A 24,414-nucleotide genomic window follows, 5' to 3' on the forward strand; every position below is an offset into this window, starting at 1 on the left:
AGTTTTCTTTTTCTGTTCCAGGCAAAAGGGACAACCTGCCGATCCTGAACCAAAAACGAACAACGATCAACGAACAACGATAGCCAGCCTTACCTGATTTTGATCAACCAAATCAAAATGATTGAAAGGGTATTTTGACCGATACTATCATTTCACGAGCAGTTATTATTTTGCAGAAGGTTTGCGGATTGCATCCGCAACGATCATTCCTATCCTGATTTTTTCTTCATTTGGACTGATAACAACCGGAATTGCATTTGCCATTGGTGCATTATTCACAAGCCTTTCTGATATTCCAGGCCCTTCAGATCAACGAAGAGCAGGAGTACTTCTAACCATTGTGCTGACCTTCATTTTTACAACCCTGGTTGGCATCAGCCAGGTTGTTCCCTGGTTATTGGCTATCGAATTGCTGGTTTTCACATTCTTTTTTGCTATGTGGGGAATATACAGCGCACGGGCAGGTACTATCGGCCTGGTGGTGATGTTCGTTATGGTGATTGCGCTGGGTCACCACGCGGGTGCGGAACAGTCACTGATCAATGCTACCATGGGTTTGCTGGGTGGGTGCTGGTATTTCCTTTGGAGTATTTTCCTGTACAGCACCAATCCATTCCGTTTGATGCATCAATCGACAGGTGATTATATCAGTTCAATGGCGGCCTACCTTAAGCTAAACGCGAATTTTTATAATGCAGAACTGAATGATCCGAAGATGTATAAGATGCTCTTCAATAATCAGTCGCAGATCTATACTAAACAAATTCTTTCGCGGGAGTTATTGTACAGAAAATTTAACTCTGTTCACGCGGTTAATGATAAAGCTAAAATTGCGCTTGTTGGTTTCGTGGAAACAAAGCGATTGTTCGCAAAAATTGTTGCTGCGCAACGGGAGTACAGGATATTATACGAAGGTTATTCGCCAGAAGCCAGAAAAAAGTTCAGGGACACATTTTTATTAATGGCCGATGAGATGTATCAAATCGGTATCGAAATCCAGGGAAGAAAAGATGCCGGATCTATGGCTGAGATAACGGCCCGGCTGGAAAAACTTGAACAATACTACAATCAGATTGACCCGATAAAATCCTATATAAGTTCATATGAAAATCCAGATCAAAGCAAACTCGGCTTGAACGATAGCATCAATGTACATAATTATGTGGCTGTTAGACCTGATTACGAAGATCCTGAAGTTATGCGTGAATTGAAAGGGAAACTTAACGACGATTATCACGAGTCAATTGTCGATCAGAAGCCGGCAGTTCAACTATTTCTTGAAAATCTCAATTTTAGTTCTGATTATTTCAGACATGCATTAAGATTGGTACTGGCGGTGCTTTTAGGATACATAGTGTCACTTTACTTTCCTTCAGATCGCAGCTATTGGATCCTGATCACGGTACTGGCCATACTTAAGCCGACATACCATTTATCAAAAGGTAGAAATTTACAGAGACTAACGGGAACGTTGACGGGAGCTGTTGTTGCTATTGCCATCCTGATAGTATTAAAGAATAGCATAGCACTTATTGCAATAATCATTCTCTGCATGACGGCTGCATACAGCCTGATGCGGATCCGCTATTTTTTCAGTTCATTTTTTATTACGGTATACATTGTAATCGGACTTCACCTGTTAAATCCCGGCGATCTCAGTACAATTGCAATCGACAGAATTGTTGACACCTTAACTGGCTCATCAATTGCTTTTATTGCTGTTCTTTCAATTCCACTGATTGGTGAACGAGGTCGCACAAAGATGATTCTTAAAAGTGTCATTGATGCAAACAGAAAATATATAGGTGCGATAAGTTTTTCCGACGAACAAAGAATCATTATCGATAACAACTACGAAATTCTAAAAAAAGAAACATCAAAGGCATTGGATTCCTTAAACGATGCATTTCAGCGACTACAATATGCTTCTAACAGCAGACAGGAAAAACTGATTATAGTATATCGTTGTATAACTGCTCACAACCTGCTTTTTGCCCATACGAATATGCTGATTACCCGGTTATTGAAGAATACAGTGGCTGAAAACGTGCATCATAAAGAAACTTTGCTCAGGGAAGCAAAGCATCATCTTCTGACAGCGTCGCGGCTGATTGATGAAGACCTCATGCAAAAAAATGCCGGCACTATTATCGAAGGTACCATCCCGGGTAAAAAAATGAAAGAACAGAAAATAATTACCGGCATTGAGCCCGTGTCTGATAACCATGAAATGCAATACCGATATATCGTAAGGATCAGCAAGTATATCGAAAAACTTACGAGGGATTTATTGAGTTGATTTTTTTAATTGGCCATTGATTTCAGATATCCGGTAATATCAGCCAGATCTTTATTGGTTAAACCCATTGAACCCGGATCAGGCATCAATCCTTTATCCTGTTTTTTTAATGAAGTTATCGAAGTGGTTTTTAACCGATGTTGTTCGCCGGAAATATCTTTTATCACAACAAAATTTGAATCCTGAGAAACCAGGAAACCGTAGATTGACTGACCATCCTTTGTATTTGCCAGCCATGGTTCATAACCGAAAACAATCGCACCGTTCGGGTTGACAATTGCATCAAGCAAGGTGGGAGGATCCATCTTTTTACTGATCTTCGTAAGATCCGGTGCAATGCTGTTTCCTATATCACCTGCCTTATGGCATACTGTACAGTTTTGCTGAAACAAAAGTTTGCCTTTTGCTGCATCAGGTTGCTGCATAAGAATACTATCGATATTATAACTCTTCACCTGGCCCGGACGCGTGAAATATCGCCCTGCCTGAATCCGAACTGCAGCATCAGGATTATAAAAAATAAATTCCTGTACAAATTTTGAAAGCTTAGCCGGCAGCGTTTCGCCGGCAACCATCGCAATTAATTGTTTTCCACCTACCGAATCAAGTGCCAGTGAACGTACTCCCGCCCTTCTCTCATAATCCGACTGACGTTCGTCCATCATGATCTGCTGTTTCACTTTAAGTATCGCTTTTTTTCTCTCTGCTGCGGTATTGAGGGGAATTTTCGACCAGTCAGTAAGTGCAAGCCATTCATTGCCCTGCCTGAATGATAGCCAATACAACGCATCAGCTGCAATCGTTGAATCTGGGCTTTTGGATAGTTGCAACATATAATCCACCGACTCTTTCGTTGGAATGAACGCCAGTGCAGTAAGCATCTGCTGGCGCTTATCCACCGGCAATGTTGAATCCAAAGCTCTCTTTGCAATATCGTCTGATGCATTACTGCTATGCAATCTCCAGGCTAAGTCTGACATCTCTTGCGGCCATTGATTCCGTTCTGATACTGAATACACCTGTTGTAAAGTATCATACCACCAGGAGGAATTGTCATCCATCGCCTGGCCAAGCGCATCAAGGTACCAGCGATCACCGGTTTTATATGATTTGATTAATGGTACCAGCAATTCTCTTTTTACTGATAACCCCGAATCTTTTATTGCAACAATCAACTCTCTGCGAACAAAGGCGGAACTGTCATGCTGAAGTTGAGTCACCATGGGCTTTATATCAACTCCGTAATATCTCAATGCACGAAGCGCAGTTGCACGAAGCATTGGATCTTTATTTTGTAATGACAGATGTACCATCTTTTTTGCATCATCACTTCCTGCGGCAAGAATCCATATCGCCCTTGCGGCGAGAAAAGGGTCATTACCATTTACCAATGTGCTGAGTTGTTTATTCGCTTTGTCTCCTTCGTTACGTAGCCTTGCCGCTGCGAGATAACGCACATGTATAGCCGGGTTTGCCAGTGCCTTTACCTGTCCGTCAACAGTTTCAAGGTTGATCTGTGGTGAAGTAAGTTTTTTGTTTTTGGGTGTGATGCGATAAATGCGACCATATCCGAGGCTATCATTCATCTGGTGACCTCCTACTACCGGATCGTACCAGTCGGCAATAAATAAAGCTCCGTCTGTTCCAAGAGCGGCATCACTGGGCCTGAACCAATTGGTTTTATTACTATTGGCGGAACTATCGTCCCATACATACAGTTCATTATCTGCTGGTAAAGACGTCACCAGATTTTGTTTATTCACCGGCATTAATCCTGATCCATTTATTGCTGCATTAAATCCGAATACCACGTTTCTTCCTGCATCTACGCTGAGCAACATTCCCCTGTACTTTTCTCCCAATTCTGAATTTTCAATCCGCAGTACGCCAGTCGGGGAACCTGCGCCGGTATTGAATCCTGCAGGCATTATTCCCGGGTCATCCTGGTGCCAGTGCGCAGTAAACATATCCTGGCCAGGCCGTTGGTCGGCCTGCCATGATCGGCTACCGTCAGTGCTGAAATATCCGGCATTACCAGATTCCGGAATCCACGAAAAACGACAGGTTAATACCTGGTCGTCGTTATCATTTTGCCATAGATTTCCATAACTATCCGGAAATACTTCATAGGCGTTCCGGAAATTATGCCCGAGCACTTTAAGCTTTGTACCATCAGGTTGAATCTGCAGCGCGAGCCCTCCCACCCATTTGCTTCCATCATCACTAATCATTGCTTCGTTCTTTTTGTTATACGGAGTGCCACCAGTGTACATGCTACCTGAACGCAGTGTAAAACCGGATTTATCTTTTACGATATGTGGTCCTGCATTACCTGTATTGAAATAAAGAGCTCCGTTCGCTCCGCCATATACCGCATGTAGTGAGTGATCGTGATCAAATCCACCGAAGCCAGTGAGAAAAATTTCTTTGCTGTCCGGTTTGTCGTCACCGTTAGTATCAGTATATACAATAAGGTTCGGGGAGCAGGAAACATAAACTTTATTTCCAATTACGGCTAAACCAACAGGGGCTACGAGGTCGCTATCCTGTACAAAAACTTTTGATGTATCGGCGTGCCCATCGCCATCAGTATCTTCAAGTATCACTACCCGATCACCACCGTTTCGATGCAGGTGGTGAAGACTATCATTTTTAAAATTCCGGTAATTGACAGCTTCGGTTACCCATACCCGTCCCCTACCGTCAACATCGATATTGGTAGGATTATAAAGCAGTGGAGTTTCGGCCCATAAAGTTGCTTCAAGATCATCCGGAAGGACAAGCCCGGTCTGATTATGATCTTTTCCCTTTTGCGTACAGCTAAAAATAAAAATGAAAGACAGCAAGTAAGCAACAGCTGGTATACGCAACGAAGATGATGACATCGGTTTTGATTAATAAAAATTCCTAAGGAACGCGAGATTATGTTTATAAGATTCAATGAGGTCGGCTTTGTCCGGTTTTGCCCATTCGATCTGCATCCAGCCATCGCCTGAATAATTCATCTCGCCGATGGAATCGGCAACACGTTTCCAGTCAACAGTACCTTCACTCAAAAGCAAACCGTTTTCTTTCATATGCAATTCGCAAACCTGATCCCTGCCCAATTTTTTGAATTCGATCACAGGATCATAACCGGCATCCTCGGTATTTCTGAAATCAAAATATACTTTGATTGCTTTTGAACCAACGCGGTCAATGATCTCCATATGCTCAGCCGCATTCAAATAGGTTTCCAAGCCTAGGGTGATACCATGTTTTTCGGCATGCGGAGCAACTCTCTTCAAACGCCGTATCACTTCAGCTTTTCCGGAAGGATCGTTCCTCAAATCATTTTTACTGAAGAAAGCAAGTAATACAACGGGGGCCTGCAGGTTTTTTGCAGTAAGTACACTGTCCCACACCCATTCCTCTGTTATAGGATCGGACTTATACGGAACCTGGTTAAGTTCTCCAATAGCGAGACTTGATATCTTAACGCCTGTTTCTTTGGATTTTTCGCGAAACTGTTTCTGTACTTCGGGTTTTCTTAAATGCAGGTTGTTGGAGGCTGAACCCATATTGATCATCAAGCCATCCAGGCCAATCTGTTTTGCTAAAGCAAAGGATTCAATATTGCTGTTTTTCCCAAGAGACCAGTCACAGGCGCCGATCTTAAATTTCTGAGCAGAACCCATTGCATTAAGCCATAGGGGAATGGTAAATGCTGCCGGAGCCATGGCGGCAGTTCTGATAAATTTTCTTCTGTTCATTATAGCAAACGATTTCGACAGACATCAATTTAGGAAAAAAGATGGAAGTTGAAGGTTGAAAGTCGAAAGTTGAAAGTGTAAAAAGGTTTATAGTTCATAGTTTATAATAGTGTATCGTTTAAAGTTGATGGTTCGGCCAGTACTAAACTTTGAACTATTCACATTAAACTTTAAACAGCAAAAAAGGCTGCCGGTATAGGCAGCCTTTGACCTGGTTGAACAGACCCATTAATTAATGATTAACCTCGAGTGATATTTTTTGCCATTCTGATCCACTTCAAGAATATAAGTACCTGGAGTTATTGATCCCGGCAATTGCATTCTCAATAACAGATTACTGCTGCGATCTGCTTTAAGTTGGCGGTATACTTCAGCTCCCTGTATAGTGAGCAACCTGATATTCAGGTTTTCTTTTCCAGTTACCGCCGGGATCTCCATAAAGACCAATCCGGTTGTATTTGGATTTGGATACAACATGAAGCCTAATGCTTTCATGTTGAACACGACGGACCTGGTTAATGAATACCTCGTGACGCCATCTTTACCTAATGATTTTAACCTGTAATATGATACTCCCTGATATGGCAGAATATCTGTAATAGCTCCTGAATTCACAGTTTTTCTCGGAGAAGTCTGTAATGTTTCAAATACTTCGAATTGGACCCCATCTCTTGATTTCTCGATCGTTAGAATATCCGTTTGCTGATCCGGCATGATCCAGCTCAATAATACCTGGTCGGCTGCAGGATTTGCCTGGAACGAAGCGTTCAGTTCTGCTACCCGGGTGTTATTATTCGGTATAATCTCGATAGCACATACTTTGGCATTGTCTATCACACTGGTGAATGTGATGTTCAATGTGCCGTCAGTAACATTTATTGTGCTGAAGGTTTCAACTTTTGCAGTGCTGGCGCCGGCCTGTGCATAGATGTCATAATTAGTCAATGCACCCTGGCCGTTTTCAATGTTGACATTAAACTTACGGGCATTCGCAACAGAGAAGAAACATTCAGCAAAGTGCAACTTGACTGTATAACTGCCATTTGTAACAGGTACAGCGTAGTTGAAATTACCGAAGCGCTCGGTCTGATAAATTGCATCGTTTGTTGTTCCTGCGATGGCGTTGGCATAACTGTAAAGCAAACCACCATTAAAGTTTTTGTCTGCCGACCATGTTTGTCCACTGAATGTTACAGCAGGTCCGCCTGCATTAATAAGTGTCGGGTTGACAACAGGTATACTTACGACCGTAACTTTAAATTCATCTTCAACAAAAAGTCCCTGCGCATCGGTCACCTTTACTTTCACATTCGCTGTACCAGTAAGGTTTGCAGCAAAAGTCAGCGTCAGATTGGTGCCACTGAATGATGCAGATGTTACCAGCGCAGTGTTTGTGTTTCCACTCACACTGAATGTGAGATTTGCGACTCCCCCGTCATCACTGAAGTTAGCTGGTAAACCAAGAACCAGTGAAGGTGTATTCATGTTTACAGACTGATCCGGAATTGGCGTAGTAACTACTGGTGGAACCAAAGGAGCGCTGATCGTAACTTTAAATTCATCAGTTACTGATAGCCCGGCGAGATCAGTTGCTTTCACTTTCACATTAGCTACACCTGTTTGGCCTGCGGCAAAATTGAGTGTAAGATTTGTTCCGCTGATAGTGACTGTCGGGATCATCGCCGTATTTGTATTACCTGCGATCGTATATGTGAGGTTGGCCACACCGCCGTTATCTGCAAATGTGTTTGCAATACTTATCACTTTAGAAGTTGTGCCTTGCGTTACCGTCTGATCAGGTATGGGATTGGCAACCGTCGGCGGGCCTGTCAACACTCTCAGGATAAATACATCTTCGACCATTGCACCTTGCGCATCCGTCGCACGAATTCTGAATGTAGATGCACCTGATACTCCTGCAGCGAACGTGATGGTCAGACTCGTTCCGGTGATCTGGGCAGTCGGAATCATCGCAGGATTTGTATAAGCCGGAACTGATAATACCAGATTGCCTTTTCCACCATCATCGTCGAACACGTTAGCCAGGTTAATCACTGCGGATGTCTGTTGCCCTAAACCAAAAACTACATCCGGATAAGGCGATACAATCACTGGCTTTGTATTCGCTGCTACTGTTACCACAAAGTTGTCTTCAACGAAAAGACCCTGGGAATCTGTAGCTTTTACTTTAATGGTTGCAGTACCGGTTTTACCAGCGCCAGTGGAAATTGTAAGGTTGGTACCACTGATCGTCGCCGCTGTCACTAAAGCTGCATTGGTATTTCCGGTAACCGACAACGTTATATTGGCCGGTCCGCCGTTATCAGTGAAAGTATTTGAGAGACTGATCACTTTGTTCGTTGTACCGCTGATAAGCTGCTGATCCGGAATCGGGACACTGACAACCGGAGCAGTATTGACTGCAGTAACAGTTACCACAAACTCATCTTCAACAAACAATCCACCTGCATCAGTTGCTTTCACTTTAATAGTAGAAATGCCATTCACACCGTTTCCGAAAGTTAATGTCAGGTTCGTACCATTGATTACGGCACCAGTGACCAGGGCCGTATTCGAATTTCCGCTTACAGAAAGTGTCATGTTAGCAGCGCCAGCATCATCAGTAAAAACGTTTGCAAGACTGATGACTTTGGAAGCGGTTCCCCCAGTCACCACCTGGTCGGGTATTGGTGTTGTAAGATCCGGAGCAGTATTTGCCGGAGTGGTGCTGATTATTTCTATGGCTGAAACTTTTGCATTATCAAGTACTGAAGTGAATGAAATATTTATTGCACCATCAGAAACGTTTACAACGAACTGTTCTGTAGTCGCTACATTCTTGCCGACTTTTGCAAAGATGTCATAGTTGGTAAGTGTGCCCTGGCCATTCTCAATATTGACATTGAATTTACGCAGATTGGATGCCTCGAAGAATACCTCTGCGAAATGCAGCTTAACTGTATAGCCACCATTTTCTACAGGAATGCTGTAGCTGAAGTTGCCAAAACGTTCGCTCTGGTACAATGCATCGCTGGTTGTTCCGGCGATGGGTTCGGTGGTGGAGAATGTACTTCCGCCGGAATAGCTGTTGTCTGCCTGCCAGGTCTGCCCGCTAAAAGTAACTGCAGTTCCGCCGCTATTGATGAGTTTTGTAGCCACCGGTGGCGTGTTCGTTACAGTAATCCTGAACTGATCTTCGATAAACAATCCCTGTGCGTCAGTAGCCCTTACTTTTATATCCGATGAACCAGTAAGGTTTGAAGCGATCGTCAATGTCAGGTTTGTGCCGTTGACAACTGCATTTGTGATGAGACCAGTATTTGTATTTCCTGTAACTGTAAAAATCAGGTTACCCACACCGTTATTATCACTAAACGTGTTTGCCAAACTCATCGCTACATTTACCGTATTCTTCACTACCAGCTGATCAGGAATCGGATTCGTGATAGCCGGAGGCGTGTTAGCCGTTATTTGCGGTACCACTTCAATAGCAGAGATTTTCGCATTATCGACAACGCCTGTGAACACGAGATTAAGTGTTCCATCACTGACATTAATATTGGTCAATGATTTAATGATTGCCTTAAAACCACCACCCGCATCTGCTACAATGTCGTAGTTAGTCAGCATCGGTTGCCCTTCTGCGCTCACATTGAACACCCTTTTTCCTGTGGTAGTGAAGAATATCTCTGCAAAATGCAGTTTTACAGTATAGCTTCCGTTGGCCACAGGTATATTGCAAGACATATTTCCCCATCGCTCCGTCTGATATAAAGCTGGATTATCTGTATTGGAAATATTATCGCTTGTACCAAATGTGTTACCTCCACTAAAATATTGATCAGCACTCCAGCTTCCCTGGGTGAGCGCCGGACCACCGGCGTTTATTTTTGCCACAGGAGGAACATTTGCGGATACATTCACATTGAATTCATCCTCGGCAAACTGTCCGGTGTTGTCTGTGGCTTTTATTTTGATTTTTGCAGTACCCTGTGCATTGGAAGCAAAGGTCAATGTCAGATTAGTTCCACTGACAGTTGCGCTCGGTATAAGCGCTGTATTTGTATTTCCGCTGACGCTGAAACTAAGGTTTGCAACACCATTGTCATCGGTAAACACATTTGCCAGGCTGATCACTTTAGAAACTGTACCCAACAGGATTTCCTGGTCGATAACCGGATTGACCAACGCTGGTGCGGTAGTAACAATATTCATGAAATCATACTGAGCCTGGAAAGTTGTTGTTGTGCCTGAATGGGCAATCAAACCTACCGCGATTGCATCAGGACCCTGCAGTTTTGTTGCAAGTGCGCCAGTTACAGTAAATGTTCCCAATGTTACAATGGTTGGATTGACATTCGTGCTATACCTGGCAGTAACTACCTTCGTCGCAGGGTTTATATCCAGGTACAGGAATATATTACTTGCAGAAAGAATTCCCGATACGGAATAAAAAGTGTTGAAAGTTGTGCCACCTGCATTTTCTCCAAATATCCGGATACCCGGAGTACCGCCACCCGTAGCGCCTGAAAGTGCAATCGCAAGAAAATTATCCTGGTCACCGGTTCCGATAAAAATACCATGACGATGGTTGTCGTTCAGGGAACCTTCTGAGAGACCACTAAAGAAAGGCCCGATCAGGCTCGATTGAACTGAGAATGGTGGAGAGCTGGCAGAAACAGCATACCCGAACTGAAATCCGTACATCTGCTGATTCGTTGATGCCTTTCCGTTATTGGCAGGGAAACTGGCAAGACCCACTGCACCCCCCATGATCAGCCCGGGATCATTTGGATTGTACAGCGCATCAGGATCTGTACTATTATTGACCATCAACCCGGTTAGTCCCATTCCAAAAAGGCCGGTACCGGGATTTCCGTTAAGGAATGGATACAGTATTGTCGTCGGAGTGTTTAATCCGTTTGTTGCATCGTGATGAAATGGATCAACAATATCAGGTTTACCATCATTGTCATCGTCAGTATCATTCTTATCTGACACAAAATCACCGTCGAAATCTGAAGGGAAGCTTAATGGATTACACGGGTTGGTTCCATTGTCGGCTTCATCTGCATTTTTATATCCATCATTATCATCATCCAGCGACCAGCTCGTCGTATTTCCGGTACAATTTCCCGTGCTGCTTCCATCCGGTGTAAAAATGAAAATTTTCTGGGATCCGTAATCAGCAACCCATATACTTCCATCGAAAACCTGACCAGCGGTTTGTGCGGTGATATCCAGCGGATTCGAACCAAAACCGGAAGCAAATACTTCTTTCGACACAATATAGGTACCATCATTGCTCATCTTCATCCGCCAGATGTTACCATTAAAATCAGCTGTAAAAATGTCACCCACCAACTGGGCATTAAAATAATTTGGCGAGAGATATTCTGTAATTCCGTTAGTGGAAGCAGTAAACGTAGTCAATGCACCATCATCAACGCCTGGCATATAAAAATTGCCTTCGCGCGGATCAGCCATGCTTGAAGGAACCGGAGGCCAGTCGGAAGTTGGCGAAAGACTAAATGTACCTGAAGATCCGGATCTGTAGTATAAACCTGCACCATCGGGATTAGCGCGAATCGGCGTTGGATGGCCACCATAAATCGGACTCATTCCGGGCTTCGACACCAGGTGCATATTATCCAGGTTATTTACACCAGGGAATCCATTGGTGGACCCATTGGAGCCTGGTTCAGAAGACTGGTATTCGTTGGTTACATTTGATGAGTTGAAATTTTTTGGATATCCTCCCCATCCCTGGTTCGCGCCATTATCGATGGTGTACATCCTTCCTTCCTTTCCAGGCGCTTTTGTGATTACGATATCATATGCATTGCGATACCCTGGAGAGTGTATCTGTACAGGCCCATTTTCCACCAGCCTGGCCTGGTTTCTTCCGTTATTGCCGCCCCAGGGATCACCCTGATCAATGGTTTGGGGTGAACCTGGTAAAGAAGGATTATAATCTGGATTAGAAATGTTTGTCCTTGTCGGGTCGTCCAGAGTAGGAAGATCATAGATGTATTTGCTATTGCCGGAACCTCTTACCGGGAGGCTGTTAATAGTGTTCAGGTCTATTTTGAGAATTGCAGCCGAAAGAGCATATTCAGTAATAAAAGCGAAATTGTTTGAAGGGCCTCCTGCATTGGTACTTCCACCAACAGCTACATATAGTGTATTTGTTGAAGCGTCGAGCTGTAAACCGTTGTTAGAATGATTTTCTTCGGATCTCGGTAACCCACGCACTATATCGACCTTCTCCCAGGAACTTCCATTCCAGGTCAGCCTTGAAATGACTCCTGAATTGGTATCCAGGTTTACATCTCCCGCAGTACCACCGCCCCCAACTCTCGGATCACTTGATGTAACATAAATAACAGGATTTGAGGCCGTACCTACCACAAGTATACCGGTAACCTGGCGGACGGACTGGTTGTTATTATTACTCCCATCGTCGTTATGGTTTTGAATCGCCAGAACAAGATCGATGGTTTGCGAATTTGTTACTGAATAACTGTTGCCATTTTTACTGATAGAGTACACCATTATTCTTCCCACATCCATACTCACATACAATTTGCCATCCGGGCCGAATTGCAGCGAAGTCGGGTTCTGAAGATTGTTAGCTCCCTGTAATTGTGCGAGCGTAAAATTGTATTGTGCCTGGAGTGATGTGAGAGATAAAAATATTACTCCCAGTAGCAGGTAAATTTTTTTCATTCTACAGTTGACGGATTGGTATAATTTAATCATGGTAACAGCTAGTTTTAGGAAAATGGTTTATCCAGATGCCACCAGTTTGTAGACACTGAACTAGGATTGGAGCCAACAAGAATCAGAAATCAGGTGAAAATTTGCGAACTAAAGAGGAGCACTTAGGTAGGGCGTTTCGCGTGGATTGGACAGGTTCGGTAAAATTAAAAAAAAATATGATTGTAGGAAGTGGTATGAGAAATTAAATGTGCGAAAAAATAATAATAATGGATTTATCCACATTAACGTTGACGAATGCCTGATTTATAAAGACATCCGCCACTTCGTTTCATCCTGATTAATTGATCCCAAATTCAGGGTGCTTATTTCATCAATACAAGTTAATCCCTGAATATGAATTAATTAGAAGCATTCACGGATTTCGCATGGTTGACAGTTGTCTTAAAGTGTAATAGAAGATTGCGTACATTGAGCCAAACAGAATTGTGAACCCCCAGGCTCTCGGATGATGAAAAGGTGCCATTATAGTGCTCATCGTATCATAAAATAATGGAACCGGATTTGTGATTATATCCCAGGTGTTGTATCGGAGGTACCGTCCAAGGTATATGCCATAACCTGTAAGGGCAAGACATACTATGACTATTAAATTCTGCAAATTTTTTTTGAAATAGATTGATAACCAATCTTCAATCATCATAATCGATATAAATCCGAGTAACAATCCGTTCCAGCTTGCAGATGTTACCAATAAAATATCTGCCCATCCCGGGAAATCCTTTCGTGGCTCATAATGAATCAGGTCGGTGATAAGGTAAGGAGCATTCGGGAGAAATAAGAGCCAGGAAACAAAGAAAAACGCGCTTAAGAGCAAATGCCAATTCCGTTTCAATAAAAGAGATGCAAATAGTACCGGAATGGAAGCCAGGAAAATGTTCCAGAAATAATTTGCGTAATGCAGATTACCGGTAAAAAATATCCGGATAATCAGAATGACAAATGTAAACACCACCGACACCGATAACATCCGCAAAAGTGCATTGTATTTGGATTGTTTCATATCGAAAAAAGTTTAGGTAAAAAAATAATGATACCAACGATTGCACTGATCACTGAAGCCAGAAGAACAGCAGCTGCAGAAATATCTTTTACCTGGTTGATTACAGGATGCAGATTCGGTTCTACAAGATCGCAGAGTTTTTCAATTGCTGTATTCAGCATTTCAGTTGCAAGAACAATGGAAATGCAAATCAACAGTACTATCCATTCCATTGAGGATATTTTCAATAAAAATCCGGCGACAATTACACCCAATGCCAACAACAATTCAATTTTTCCATTTGTGTCTTTTCTGAAGAATAGCAGCAGGCCGTTAAAAGCATATCGGAAAGCATAAAAGAAGTTATAACTGCGTTGCATAGATTTATTTTTCTTGTCCGGGTAAAGTCGGTTTACTGACTAAAGTTAGGATATGCAGCAGTTGGGTTAAGAAACAACCTGCAAATGACATGCAGGCTGTTTCGTGTGCTTCATGGGTTTTTAATATCAGGCAGCAGCGGTTGAAAGTGTTTCCTTATTGTACCAGTTCACTTTTCTGCTGAAGTACATAGCAACGGCCAGGATGATGAATAGTCCGATACTTCCGATCAGTAATGCAGTATCTTCCAAACGGATGAGAACAAAGATGAATCCATAGAGTGTCGTCATGGCTGCACATAGAATTACTGACGGCATCAGTTTACGGAAATGCATAGCCGAATACCATGTAATCAATGTAATTGTCGCAATGGCGGCGGCACCATAAGCGGAATCGAATTCGATGAACTCACTGAATGAAAGAAGTAAGGTGTAGAAAATCACCAGGGCCAATCCGATCAGGATATATTGAACAGGGTGCATTGGTCTTTTCTGCAACAGTTCAACAATAAAAAACAGGGCAAACGTAAGACCGATAACGAGTATCGCATACTTAACTGAGCGATCTGTCTTTACATACTGATCTGATGGTTGAAGAAGTGTTACACCAAATGCTAGTTTTTCGGGTTCGAAGCCAACTGAACTTAGTATGGTATTGAACGGAAGATTCGCTCTGTTAAATTTCCAGCTCGCCGTAAATCCTTTATCAGTGATTGTTCTTTCCGCTGGTAAATTGTTGCCATCAAATGAGGGACTGTTCCAGTCGGAACTGAGTTCAAACGAACTGTTCCCGCTAAGAGGGATAAAATGTAATTGTTCGCTGCCTTTTATTTTCAGGGGCATTTTAAAACTGATGATTCCATTACTCAGATTTTTCAGATCTAACGGAGCAGAAAGGCCTGTTTTCGCAAGATCGTGGGAAGGCAGGCCCGGTGTAAATTCGAGAGAATTACCGTTGATTTCAGCAATAATTTTTTCTTCAATGCCTTTAAAGTCTGTCAGGCCAAAACAGATTTTTGTGTCATCCCAATCGACAAATTCAGCGGGAACATCTTTCGGTAGTTGAAATTTGATCTGGCCCTGCGATAACAGACTGGCATTATACAGCATCACTTTGTAAATCGATTTTTGCCTGATGAGATGTTTCACATTTCCACTGATGCTGAGATCTTCGGGAATCAACCAGAAATGTCTTTCCTCAATTTCACGAACACCACGATCGTTTGTGACCCAGGCTTTGTAGGGAACGTAAACAAACGGCCCGGAAATGGTTTGTGAAGAGGCCCACATATTGCTCACTTCAGTAACCACGGTCTCATTTCTTTTTTCTCTTTCAGAAACGAGGTTGTCGATCAGCAAAGTCGGGATCATGAGTACAACAATGAGACATGCAGTGATGATGGCTTTCATCAGGGGATTGGACTTTACAGGCTCTTGCGGTGCAGGTCGTTGTGCCTGCGGGTGTGATGTTTCCATATGTAATGTTTGTAAATAATTGATTGGAGCTGATAATGAGTTGAAAAAATTTCCGATGAGTGTAGCATTAATAAATATTGCGAGTCTTGCACTTGAACAAAGTATCGCGCAGCACAAAAGAGCGGTCTTGAAAAAGTGAAAACCATCTTCGTGTTGCGAACTCAATGAGTTAAGCAGCACAGCTGCAGTGATGCCATACAAAAAACAGATTGTCATGCATAATATCAGGAAGATAAATGGCTTTCGATGGGAGTATGAAACTTTCCTGTTGATCAGAAACAGTGCAATCAATAATATTGGAAGTACTGGTGATGATGCGATATACACCATGGGAAATACCAGCAGAGCAATGCTCCATTCGCCATCGAGCATGAATTGCAACGATATCGAAAATAGTATGGATGAAAACAGGCAGGTCAGAAACCAAAGCCGTGCAACAATGCCTACAAGGTTCCAGTTTATCATATTTAAAAGTACTTTGTAATTCAAAGTGTAATGGCAAAAAAATATTACCCGATATTTTTGATCATTTGTTCCAGTGCATCAAGATGGGATTTAAATGCTTTTTCACCCGATTTTGTTACGGAATATAATGTGTTTGTTTTTCTACCAATAAATCCTTTCTGCACCTTGACATACGCGTTTTCTTCGAGTGTTTTCAGGTGACTAGCGAGGTTGCCATCTGTAACCTGGATAATTTCCTTTAGTTCATTGAAGTTAACAGATGGATTCACCATCAGGGCGCTCATAATTCCAAGGCGTATCCTGCTGTCAAAAACTTTATTAAGATTTTCAATCGGATTCTTCATCGATACAAATCTATATTCCGTTTGGTCAGCTGTTTGTTTTTCTTTCATATTTCCACCACATGGCTACTCCGTATAAAATGTGCATCACACCAAAACCAACTGCCCAAAAATAAATTCCATTCTGTGGAGTAAGCCATAAAGATATAATACCAAGAAGGATTTCTGCGTAACCAAGAAAACGTATTTCACCAAGAGTGTACTTACTGCCATTTACTAACGCCAGACCATAAATGATTAATGATGATCCTGCAATCATTTCATATTGTTGTACATCGAGCAATTTGAGAATGATAAAACCACCGGCAGCCATTGGCAACAATGTATTCCAGACCAGACGTCTTGCTGCGGTACCCCAGATAGGAACGCCTTCTCTTTTGCTCCTTAAAAATGTGAAAAAAAATGCAGTAACAGTTGCCCCGATAAGAACAAGTGCAGCTATTGTTATCAGATCCTTCTGCAGGCATTCCATGCAGGCATCAGGAGACTGGATTTCTTTATTGTAAAAGTCCCTGATTCGCTGTAAGGCTACTCCCGCCCCAATCAGTGCACAGGTGCCGGCAGCAATACCACTCCATCCGCTCAGACTTATAAAACGGCTGCTTCTTTCCATCATTTTCCGGATATCCCTGAGGGCTTCCAGATTTTGTTGCGTGGTCGACATTTAAAGTACTTTGAAGTACAAAGTAAGTGGAAGATATCCTGATTAGCAAATAATCGCCGGTATTTTTATCAGCAAATTGAAAAATTTTGCAAAACCAGGGAACATGAATTTCTGAAACCGGGCGATACTTTTTCAGATCAACCGCAGCAGGGTTATTATTTTACAAAAGACATGACAGGCTTATCTAACGTCAAAGGCTACTGCACTTAACTGCAATAGCCTTTGACGAATATTAGTGTTAATGCCCGGTTCTAATTTACCACCAGCCTTGCATGTCGTTTTGTACCGTTCTGATCGATTTCAACGATATAGGTGCCAGGCCTGAGTGAAGGTGGCAGTCGGAAACTCATGATCGTGCGTGTGCCACGTTCAATCTTTAACCCGCGATAAATTTCAGCACCCTGTACGGTGAGGATCCTTATTGAAATTGTTTCATTCGGACTTTTCAGTGGGAATTCCATAAACACGAGACCGGTGGTCGTATTCGGGTTCGGATAAATCAGGAACGCTGATGATTCCAGGTTGAATACCACTGAACGAACAACGGAATAGCGTATTATTCCATCAGTGCTGTGCGTTTTCAGCCTGTAGTATGATATTCCTTTGAACGGACGTATATCAACATACTCACCTGAATGTTGCGTTTTTCTTGCTGATGGTTCAATCGTTTCGAGTTCTTCAAATTGAATGCCATCCGGTGAACGTTCGATTGTCACCGCCCCCGTTTGATCTTCCGGGAGGTTTTTCCAGCTCAGCTTCACTTCGTCGGCAGTTAGTATTGCATCAAATGATGCATCAGGTGCGGCTATACGTGTACTGCTGTTTGGAATGATCTCAATCGCGCAGACTTTCGCATTATTCGTGACAGTGGTGAACGCGATATTCAGCGTTCCGTCGGTTACCGAAATGTTACTAAAGGTTTCGACTTTTGCAGTGTTTGCACCAGCCTGAGCATATATGTCGTAATTGCTAAGCGTTCCTTTACCATTTTCAATATTCACATTGAACTTACGTGAATTGCTGGTAGTGAAATAGGTCTCGGCAAAATGCAGCTTAACTGTGTAACTGCCATTCGTCACAGGCACTGCATAATTGAAATTGCCAAATCGCTCAGTCTGGTAAAGGGCATCATCCACTGTGCCATTGATGGCAACTGAACCATAAGAATAAGAGGTGCCACCACTGAAGTTTTTATCTGCCGCCCAGCTCCTTCCACTCAGGGTTACTGCAGGTCCTCCGCTGTTGATGAGAATAGAATTTGCTACAGGCGCACTGGTCACCGTTACAACAAATTCATCTTCTGCAAACAATCCCTGCGCATCCGTTGCCTTCACTTTGATATTCGCAGAACCTGTAATATTTGCTGCAAATGTGAGTGTAAGGTTTGTTCCGTTGAACGATGTACCGGTCACTAAAGCAGTATTGGTATTGCCACTTATGCTTAGTACGAGATTAGCTGCCCCTCCATCATCGTTGAAAGTATTGGCAACAGCTACTACCAGGCTCGCTGTATTAACGGTTACTGATTTATCTGTTATTGCATTTGCAATTATTGGAGCTGAATTGGCAGCAGAATTTACTGCTACGTTGAATTCATCTTCCACAAATAATCCCTGTGCATCTGTGGCACGCAGTTTAATGGCCGACATACCCGTCTGGCCGCTTGCGATGTTGAGCGTAAGATTGGTGCCGTTGATTGAAGTACCGGTAATCAGTGTTGTATTCGTGTTACCTGTTATACTATAGGTCAGATTGTTTGCTCCGCCATCATCATTGAAAGTATTTGAGAAGGCTACAACAAGACTTGGAGTGTTCACCGTTACCGATTTATCAGTGATCGCATTGGCAACCACGGGCGCTGTATTTGTTGGTCCGCCCGAATTGCTGAGAATCTCGATCGCACTGACCTTCGCATTGTTCGTAACTGTGGTGAAATTGATATTGATCGTTCCATCAGTTAAGTTGACATTGAACTGCTCTGTAGTTGCAGTGTTGGCGCCTACTTTTGCATGTATATCATAGCTGGACAACACGGTTTGCCCTTCAATGGTAACATTAAACTTGCGCGAATTATTCGTCGTGAAATAGGTCTCGGCGAAATGCAAAATTACCGTATAGCTGCCATTGGTTAACGGTATCGAATAATTGAAATTGCCGAACCGTTCCGTCTGGTAGATGGCATCATTGGTTGTTCCCGCAATTGCATTACCCACTGAATAAGTCGAACCACCGCTGAAGCTGTTATCAGCTCCCCAGGTCTGACTATTAAATGTCACTGCCGGGCCACCAGCATTGATCAGTTTCACGACAGTGCCCGGGCCTCCGCCGGTCATAGTAACAATAAACTCATCTTCCACAAAAAGACTTCCTGCATCTGTCGCTCTGAGTTTGATGGTTGAAGAGCCAGTCTGACCGGAAGCTATGGTGAGCGTAAGATTGGTACCGTTTATCGAAGTATTTGTGATCAGGGATGTATTCGTATTTCCTGTGACACTATAAGTCAGGCTGCCAGTACCACCATCATCACTGAAAGTATTCGCAAAGGCAACAACCAGGCTTCCGCTGTTTATCGCCACTGATTTGTCCGTAATAGCATTCGCTACCGTAGGCGCCGCATTGGCGGCAGAATTTACAGCTACGTTGAATTCATCTTCCACAAATAATCCCTGTGCATCTGTGGCACGCAGTTTAATGGCCGACATACCCGTCTGACCTCCTGCTATTGTGAGCGTCAGATTCGTACCGTTGATGGAAGCATTGGTGATCAGCGATGTGTTGGTATTGCCTGTTACAGAGTAAACCAGACTGGCTGTTCCTCCGTCATCAGAGAAAGTATTTGCAAAGCCAACTACAAGGCTTGGCGTATTCACCGTTACCGATTTATCTGTTATTGCATTTGCAATTACGGGAGCGGTATTTGCTGGCCCACCGGTATTGCTGAGGATTTCAATCGCGCTGACTTTTGCATTGTTCGTGACTGTGGTGAAGTTGATATTGATCGTTCCATCAGTCAGGTTCACATTGAACTGCTCAGTTGTGGCAGTATTCGCTCCTGCTTTCGCATGGATATCATAGTTGGACAGAACGGTCTGCCCTTCTATCGACACGTTGAACACCCGTGCGTTGTTTGAAGTGAAATAGGTCTCAGCGAAATGAAGTATCACGGTATAACTACCATTCGTTAACGGTATAGAGTAATTGAAGTTTCCGAACCGTTCTGTCTGATAAATCGCATCGTTGGTTGTTCCGGCAATTGCATTGCCCACTGAATAAGTTGAACCACCACTGAAGCTGTTATCGGCTCCCCAGGTTTGTCCATTGAAAGTAACCGAAGAGCCGCCTGCGTTGATCAGTTTCACTGCAGTACCGGTACCACCGGTTACAGTTACGACGAACTCATCTTCCACGAAAAGACCTCCTGCATCAGTTGCTCTCAGCCTGATGGTTGATGATCCGGTCTGGCCTGCCGCTATTGTCAGTGTAAGATTTGTACTGCTGATCGAAGTGTTCGTGATGAGTGAAGTATTGGTATTGCCCGTAACACCAAAGTTCAGGTTGCCTGCACCTCCGTTATCAGTGAACGTATTCGAAAACGAAACTACCAGGCTTGCTGTATTCACGGTCACTGATTTATCGGTGATCGGATTTGAAACAACTGGCGCTGAATTGGACTGACTTACCGACACAATGAATTCATCTTCCACAAACTGACCCTGAGCATCTGTAGCTCTCAGCCTGATGGTCGATGCGCCCGTCATGCCAGAGGCAATATTCAAAGTAAGATCAGTGCCGTTTATTGTTGTTCCTGTTATCAGAGCTGAATTACTATTTGCAGTTACACTATAGGAAAGATTGCCCGGCCCGCCATCATCAGAGAAAGTATTGGCAAATGAAACCACCACATTTGGCGTATTTGCATTTACATTCTGATCAGAAATTGCATTGGCAACTTGTGGCGCTGGATTTGACGGATCTGAAACAGTCACTAAAAATTCATCTTCCGCAGTCTGGCCACTTCCATTCGTTGCTTTAATTTTTACCAGGCTGGTACCGGTTGAATTTGAAAAATTAAGGGTAAGAGTAGTGCCATTAAAGGATGCGCCTGTCACCAGTGAAGTGTTGGTATTTCCGCTGATGCTGAATGTTAGATTTTCAACACCACCAGGGTCAGCGAATGTATTGGCAATATTGATGTCTTTACTTGCAGTCCCCAATGTAATCTCCTGGTTTGGTACCGGAGTTACAACTGTGGGACCGTTGATCGGCAGAATATCAAGAAAATCATATTGTGCCTGGTAGGTAGAAGATGTTCCAGAATAACCAATCAGCCCAACTGCAATGGCTGCGTTGCCATTCAATTTCGAAGCCAGGTTACCCGTAACCGTGAAGCTGCCGAGTATTACCTTATTCGTATTGACATTTGTACTGTAGCTGGCAGTTACCAGGCTGGAAGAAGGATTAACATCGAGGTATAAATAGATGTTGGTTGCAGAAAGTATATTTGAGACCGGTGTAAATAAATTTATCGTTTCGTTTCCACCACTCTCACCAAACAACCTCAGGCCTGGTGTGCCACCGCCAGTTGCTCCGGAAAGAGCGATAGCAAGGAAATTATCCTGGTCGCCATTTCCAATATAGATTCCCTGTCTGTGGTTTGAATTGAGTGATGATGCATTCTGACTGTTGAAGAATGGCCCGATAAGACTGGACTGTACAGAGAAGGGTATCGGAGATGCCGGTATGGTATAACCGAACTGGAAGCCATTCATCTGGTTGTTCGAAGAAGCTTTTCCTGCATCAGCCGGGAAGCTGGCTAATCCAACCGCACCACCCATAATCAATCCCGGATCTTCAGGATTGAATAACTGAGCAGGATTAGCAGAATTATTAATCATCAGTCCGGTAAACCCAAGCCCAAAGAGACCGGTGCCGGGATTACCATTCAGGAATGGATACTGAATAGTATTTGGGGTGTTCATGCCGTTTGTGGCATCACGGTAGAATGCGTCATTGATATCATTAATTCCATCGTTATCGTCGTCCGGGTCATTTTTATCGGAGAGCTTATCACCATCAAGATCTGGCGGGAAACTGATTGCGCTGCAAGGATTTGTTCCGTTGTCCGCTTCGTCGGCATTTTTAAATCCGTCACCATCATCATCTAATGTCCAGCTGGTATTATTACCAGTACAGTTTCCGGTGGCGCCACTTGCGGGAGTAAAAACAAAAATTTTGTTTCCGCCGTAATCTGTTACCCAGATACTTCCATCAAAAGCTTCACCTGCACCCTGTATAGTAATGTCCAGGAGATTTGTAGCGAAGCCTGAAGCAAATGACTCTTTTGTGGTAACGGCAGTTCCCGCAGCGTTAAATTTTAAACGCCATACGGTGCCATTAAGATCAACGGTGAATATATCGCCGGTTATACCTCCATTAAAATAATTGGGAGATACGTATTCGGCCATTCCATTCGTGGAATAGATAAAAGTAGTTAGGGAACCATCGTTTTGGCCTGCAACAAGGTAATTTGCCTCACGGGTATCGGCCATATTCAGGGGTACTGGTGGCCAATCTGATGTTGGGGAACTGCTGAAAACTCTCGAACCGCCCGTTTTGTAATATAAGCCGGCGCCCGCAGGATTTGCCCGTAACGGATTTGGATGTCCTCCGTAAATAGGTGTCATACCTGGTTTTGACACCAGGTGCAGATTATCGAGGTTGTTTACAGTGGGAAGACTTCCGGTCGGGTTGGTAGAACCTGGCTCGGAAGACTGATATTCATTAGTGATATTTAGTGTATTGACATTTTTCGGATAACCACCCCATCCCTGGTTCGGACCATTGTCGATGGTGTACATCCTTCCTTCTTTACCTGGTGTTTGGGTCACCACTATATCATAAGCATTTCGGTAACCCGGTGAATGGATCTGAACCGGACCACCCGGTACCAGTTTGGCCATGTTGCGTCCGTCATTTCCTCCCCACGGGTCGCCCTGGTCAATGGTTTGCTGCGAACCTGGCAATGATGCATTGTAATCAGGGTTTGAAATGTTAGTACGGGTAGGATCATCAAGTGTGGGCAGATCATAAATGTATTTGCTGTTTCCTGAGCCTCTCACTGGAAGACTGTTGATGACGTTCATGTCGATCTTCAGGATCGCACTGGATAAAGCGTATTCACAGGTAAACACAAAATTATTCGACGGGCTGCCAGCATTGGTTATTCCACCTACTGACACATATAATGTATTTGTGGAAGGATCAAGATGCATTCCGTTTGGCGCGTGTGCTTCTTCAGATCTTGGAAGGCCACGGACCAGATCTACTTTATCCCATGCACTGCCTGTCCAGGTAAGTTTTGAGATGGTTCCCGAATTGGTGTCCTGTTGTTCGTCGTTTGCATTACCACCTCCGCCAATTCGCGCGTCGCTGGAGGCAACATACATTACAGGATTTGCAGCCGTTCCCAATACCATCAAACCGGTAATTTGCCTCGCCTTGTAGCCGCTACCGTTATAATTAAAATTGGCACCATTGTCATTGTGGTTTTGCATGTCCAGAATCAATGTTACCGTCTGCGTATTGGTAACCGAATAGCTGTTGCCATTTTTACTTATCGTATAAATTTTGATCGTGCCGTACTGTTCGCCGACATATAACTTCCCGTCCGGACCAAAATCCAATGTAGTCGGAACCTGGGACGATGTACCCTGGAGCTGCGCGAGATTAAAGCTGAACTGGGCTTTTAAGGAAAAGAAAGTGGAAATTAGAATACTGACGACGAGGAACGCCTTCCTCATTGCAAATTGCATTGATTGCCTCAATATATTCATCATAAAATACAGTTAGTTGGTTGTTGTTAGCCTCAGGCTGGAAACCGGGACCATTTAGGATAATGGCTAATAGCAATCACGGATGCAGATTGCATAAAAAGGTCCGGATCCAGGCATTAAAAAAAAGAAAAAGCTTTTGCGGAGAATAAGAGGGATGCTACGGTAGTGAAAATAAAGTACGGCGAAAAAAGGTGCGTAAAGCTATCTAAAAAAATTAATCCTAAAATTTGCCTTTCCGAAATTTTGTGCGAAATAATATTTTTTGAAAGGCCAGTTGATAAACCCTTGGTTGAGGCAAATGTCACTAATATTTGGGTTACAATTAGTTCGCTTAATTATTCTGCATTAAAATTAAATTAAAATATTTTAAAAAAAAATCTTGAATGTAAGGGATTGAATTTGCGTATAGCTACATATTAATTCTGATTACTTACTAATTAGGGGA

10 protein-coding genes are annotated in these 24,414 nt (G+C 43.2%); 1 reads left to right on the forward strand and 9 read right to left on the reverse strand.

Annotated features, from left to right (window positions below):
- The first annotated feature begins 121 nt into the window (after positions 1-121).
- Positions 122-2,299, forward strand: coding sequence for an FUSC family protein (locus tag P2W82_RS03330; protein WP_336514416.1), 2,178 nt, complete (start codon positions 122-124; stop codon positions 2,297-2,299).
- A 5-nt stretch (positions 2,300-2,304) separates the two neighbouring features.
- Here P2W82_RS03330 and P2W82_RS03335 read toward each other — a convergent pair whose 3' ends face one another.
- The 9 genes from P2W82_RS03335 to P2W82_RS03375 all read right to left on the reverse strand — a co-directional run bounded on the left by P2W82_RS03335 (position 2,305) and on the right by P2W82_RS03375 (position 23,972).
- Positions 2,305-5,184, reverse strand: a complete 2,880-nt coding sequence (locus P2W82_RS03335; protein WP_336514417.1) for a PVC-type heme-binding CxxCH protein — start codon at positions 5,182-5,184, stop codon at positions 2,305-2,307.
- Positions 5,185-5,193: 9 nt separating this feature from the next.
- Complete coding sequence (locus tag P2W82_RS03340; RefSeq protein WP_336514418.1) at positions 5,194-6,051, reverse strand: sugar phosphate isomerase/epimerase family protein; 858 nt, start codon at positions 6,049-6,051, stop codon at positions 5,194-5,196.
- Between the two features lie 228 nt (positions 6,052-6,279).
- Positions 6,280-12,780, reverse strand: coding sequence for a malectin domain-containing carbohydrate-binding protein (locus P2W82_RS03345; protein ID WP_336514419.1), 6,501 nt, complete (start codon positions 12,778-12,780; stop codon positions 6,280-6,282).
- Positions 12,781-13,186: 406 nt separating this feature from the next.
- The gene (locus P2W82_RS03350) at positions 13,187-13,834 is read right to left on the reverse strand and encodes a DUF1361 domain-containing protein (protein WP_336514420.1); all 648 of its coding nucleotides are present in this window, start codon (positions 13,832-13,834) and stop codon (positions 13,187-13,189) included.
- Positions 13,831-14,193, reverse strand: coding sequence for a diacylglycerol kinase family protein (locus tag P2W82_RS03355; RefSeq protein ID WP_336514421.1), 363 nt, complete (start codon positions 14,191-14,193; stop codon positions 13,831-13,833). Before P2W82_RS03355 ends, P2W82_RS03350 begins: the two co-directional genes overlap by 4 nt.
- Before the next feature lie 126 nt (positions 14,194-14,319).
- Entirely contained in the window at positions 14,320-16,131 is a 1,812-nt protein-coding gene (creD, locus tag P2W82_RS03360) for a cell envelope integrity protein CreD (RefSeq protein ID WP_336514422.1), read from the reverse strand.
- 44 nt (positions 16,132-16,175) lie between these two features.
- Positions 16,176-16,475 (reverse strand): winged helix-turn-helix domain-containing protein, encoded by a 300-nt coding sequence (locus P2W82_RS03365; RefSeq protein WP_336514423.1) that lies wholly within the window; start codon positions 16,473-16,475, stop codon positions 16,176-16,178.
- A gap of 25 nt (positions 16,476-16,500) precedes the next feature.
- Complete coding sequence (locus P2W82_RS03370; RefSeq protein WP_336514424.1) at positions 16,501-17,136, reverse strand: hypothetical protein; 636 nt, start codon at positions 17,134-17,136, stop codon at positions 16,501-16,503.
- A 251-nt stretch (positions 17,137-17,387) separates the two neighbouring features.
- The gene (locus P2W82_RS03375) at positions 17,388-23,972 is read right to left on the reverse strand and encodes a malectin domain-containing carbohydrate-binding protein (RefSeq protein WP_336514425.1); all 6,585 of its coding nucleotides are present in this window, start codon (positions 23,970-23,972) and stop codon (positions 17,388-17,390) included.
- Positions 23,973-24,414 lie beyond the last annotated feature (442 nt).

The sequence above is a fragment of the Pollutibacter soli genome (assembly GCA_029269725.1).
GTDB lineage: Bacteria > Bacteroidota > Bacteroidia > Chitinophagales > Chitinophagaceae > Pollutibacter > Pollutibacter soli.

Excerpts from the sequence above, each read along its gene's own strand:
- P2W82_RS03335 (WP_336514417.1), bottom strand. The coding sequence starts at position 5,184 with ATGTCATCATCTTCGTTGCGTATACCAGCTGTTGCTTACTTGCTGTCT.
- P2W82_RS03340 (WP_336514418.1), bottom strand. The coding sequence starts at position 6,051 with ATGAACAGAAGAAAATTTATCAGAACTGCCGCCATGGCTCCGGCAGCA.
- P2W82_RS03345 (WP_336514419.1), bottom strand. The coding sequence starts at position 12,780 with ATGAAAAAAATTTACCTGCTACTGGGAGTAATATTTTTATCTCTCACA.
- P2W82_RS03350 (WP_336514420.1), bottom strand. The coding sequence starts at position 13,834 with ATGAAACAATCCAAATACAATGCACTTTTGCGGATGTTATCGGTGTCG.
- P2W82_RS03355 (WP_336514421.1), bottom strand. The coding sequence starts at position 14,193 with ATGCAACGCAGTTATAACTTCTTTTATGCTTTCCGATATGCTTTTAAC.
- creD (WP_336514422.1), bottom strand. The coding sequence starts at position 16,131 with ATGATAAACTGGAACCTTGTAGGCATTGTTGCACGGCTTTGGTTTCTG.
- P2W82_RS03365 (WP_336514423.1), bottom strand. The coding sequence starts at position 16,475 with ATGAAGAATCCGATTGAAAATCTTAATAAAGTTTTTGACAGCAGGATA.
- P2W82_RS03370 (WP_336514424.1), bottom strand. The coding sequence starts at position 17,136 with ATGTCGACCACGCAACAAAATCTGGAAGCCCTCAGGGATATCCGGAAA.
- P2W82_RS03375 (WP_336514425.1), bottom strand. The coding sequence starts at position 23,972 with ATGATGAATATATTGAGGCAATCAATGCAATTTGCAATGAGGAAGGCG.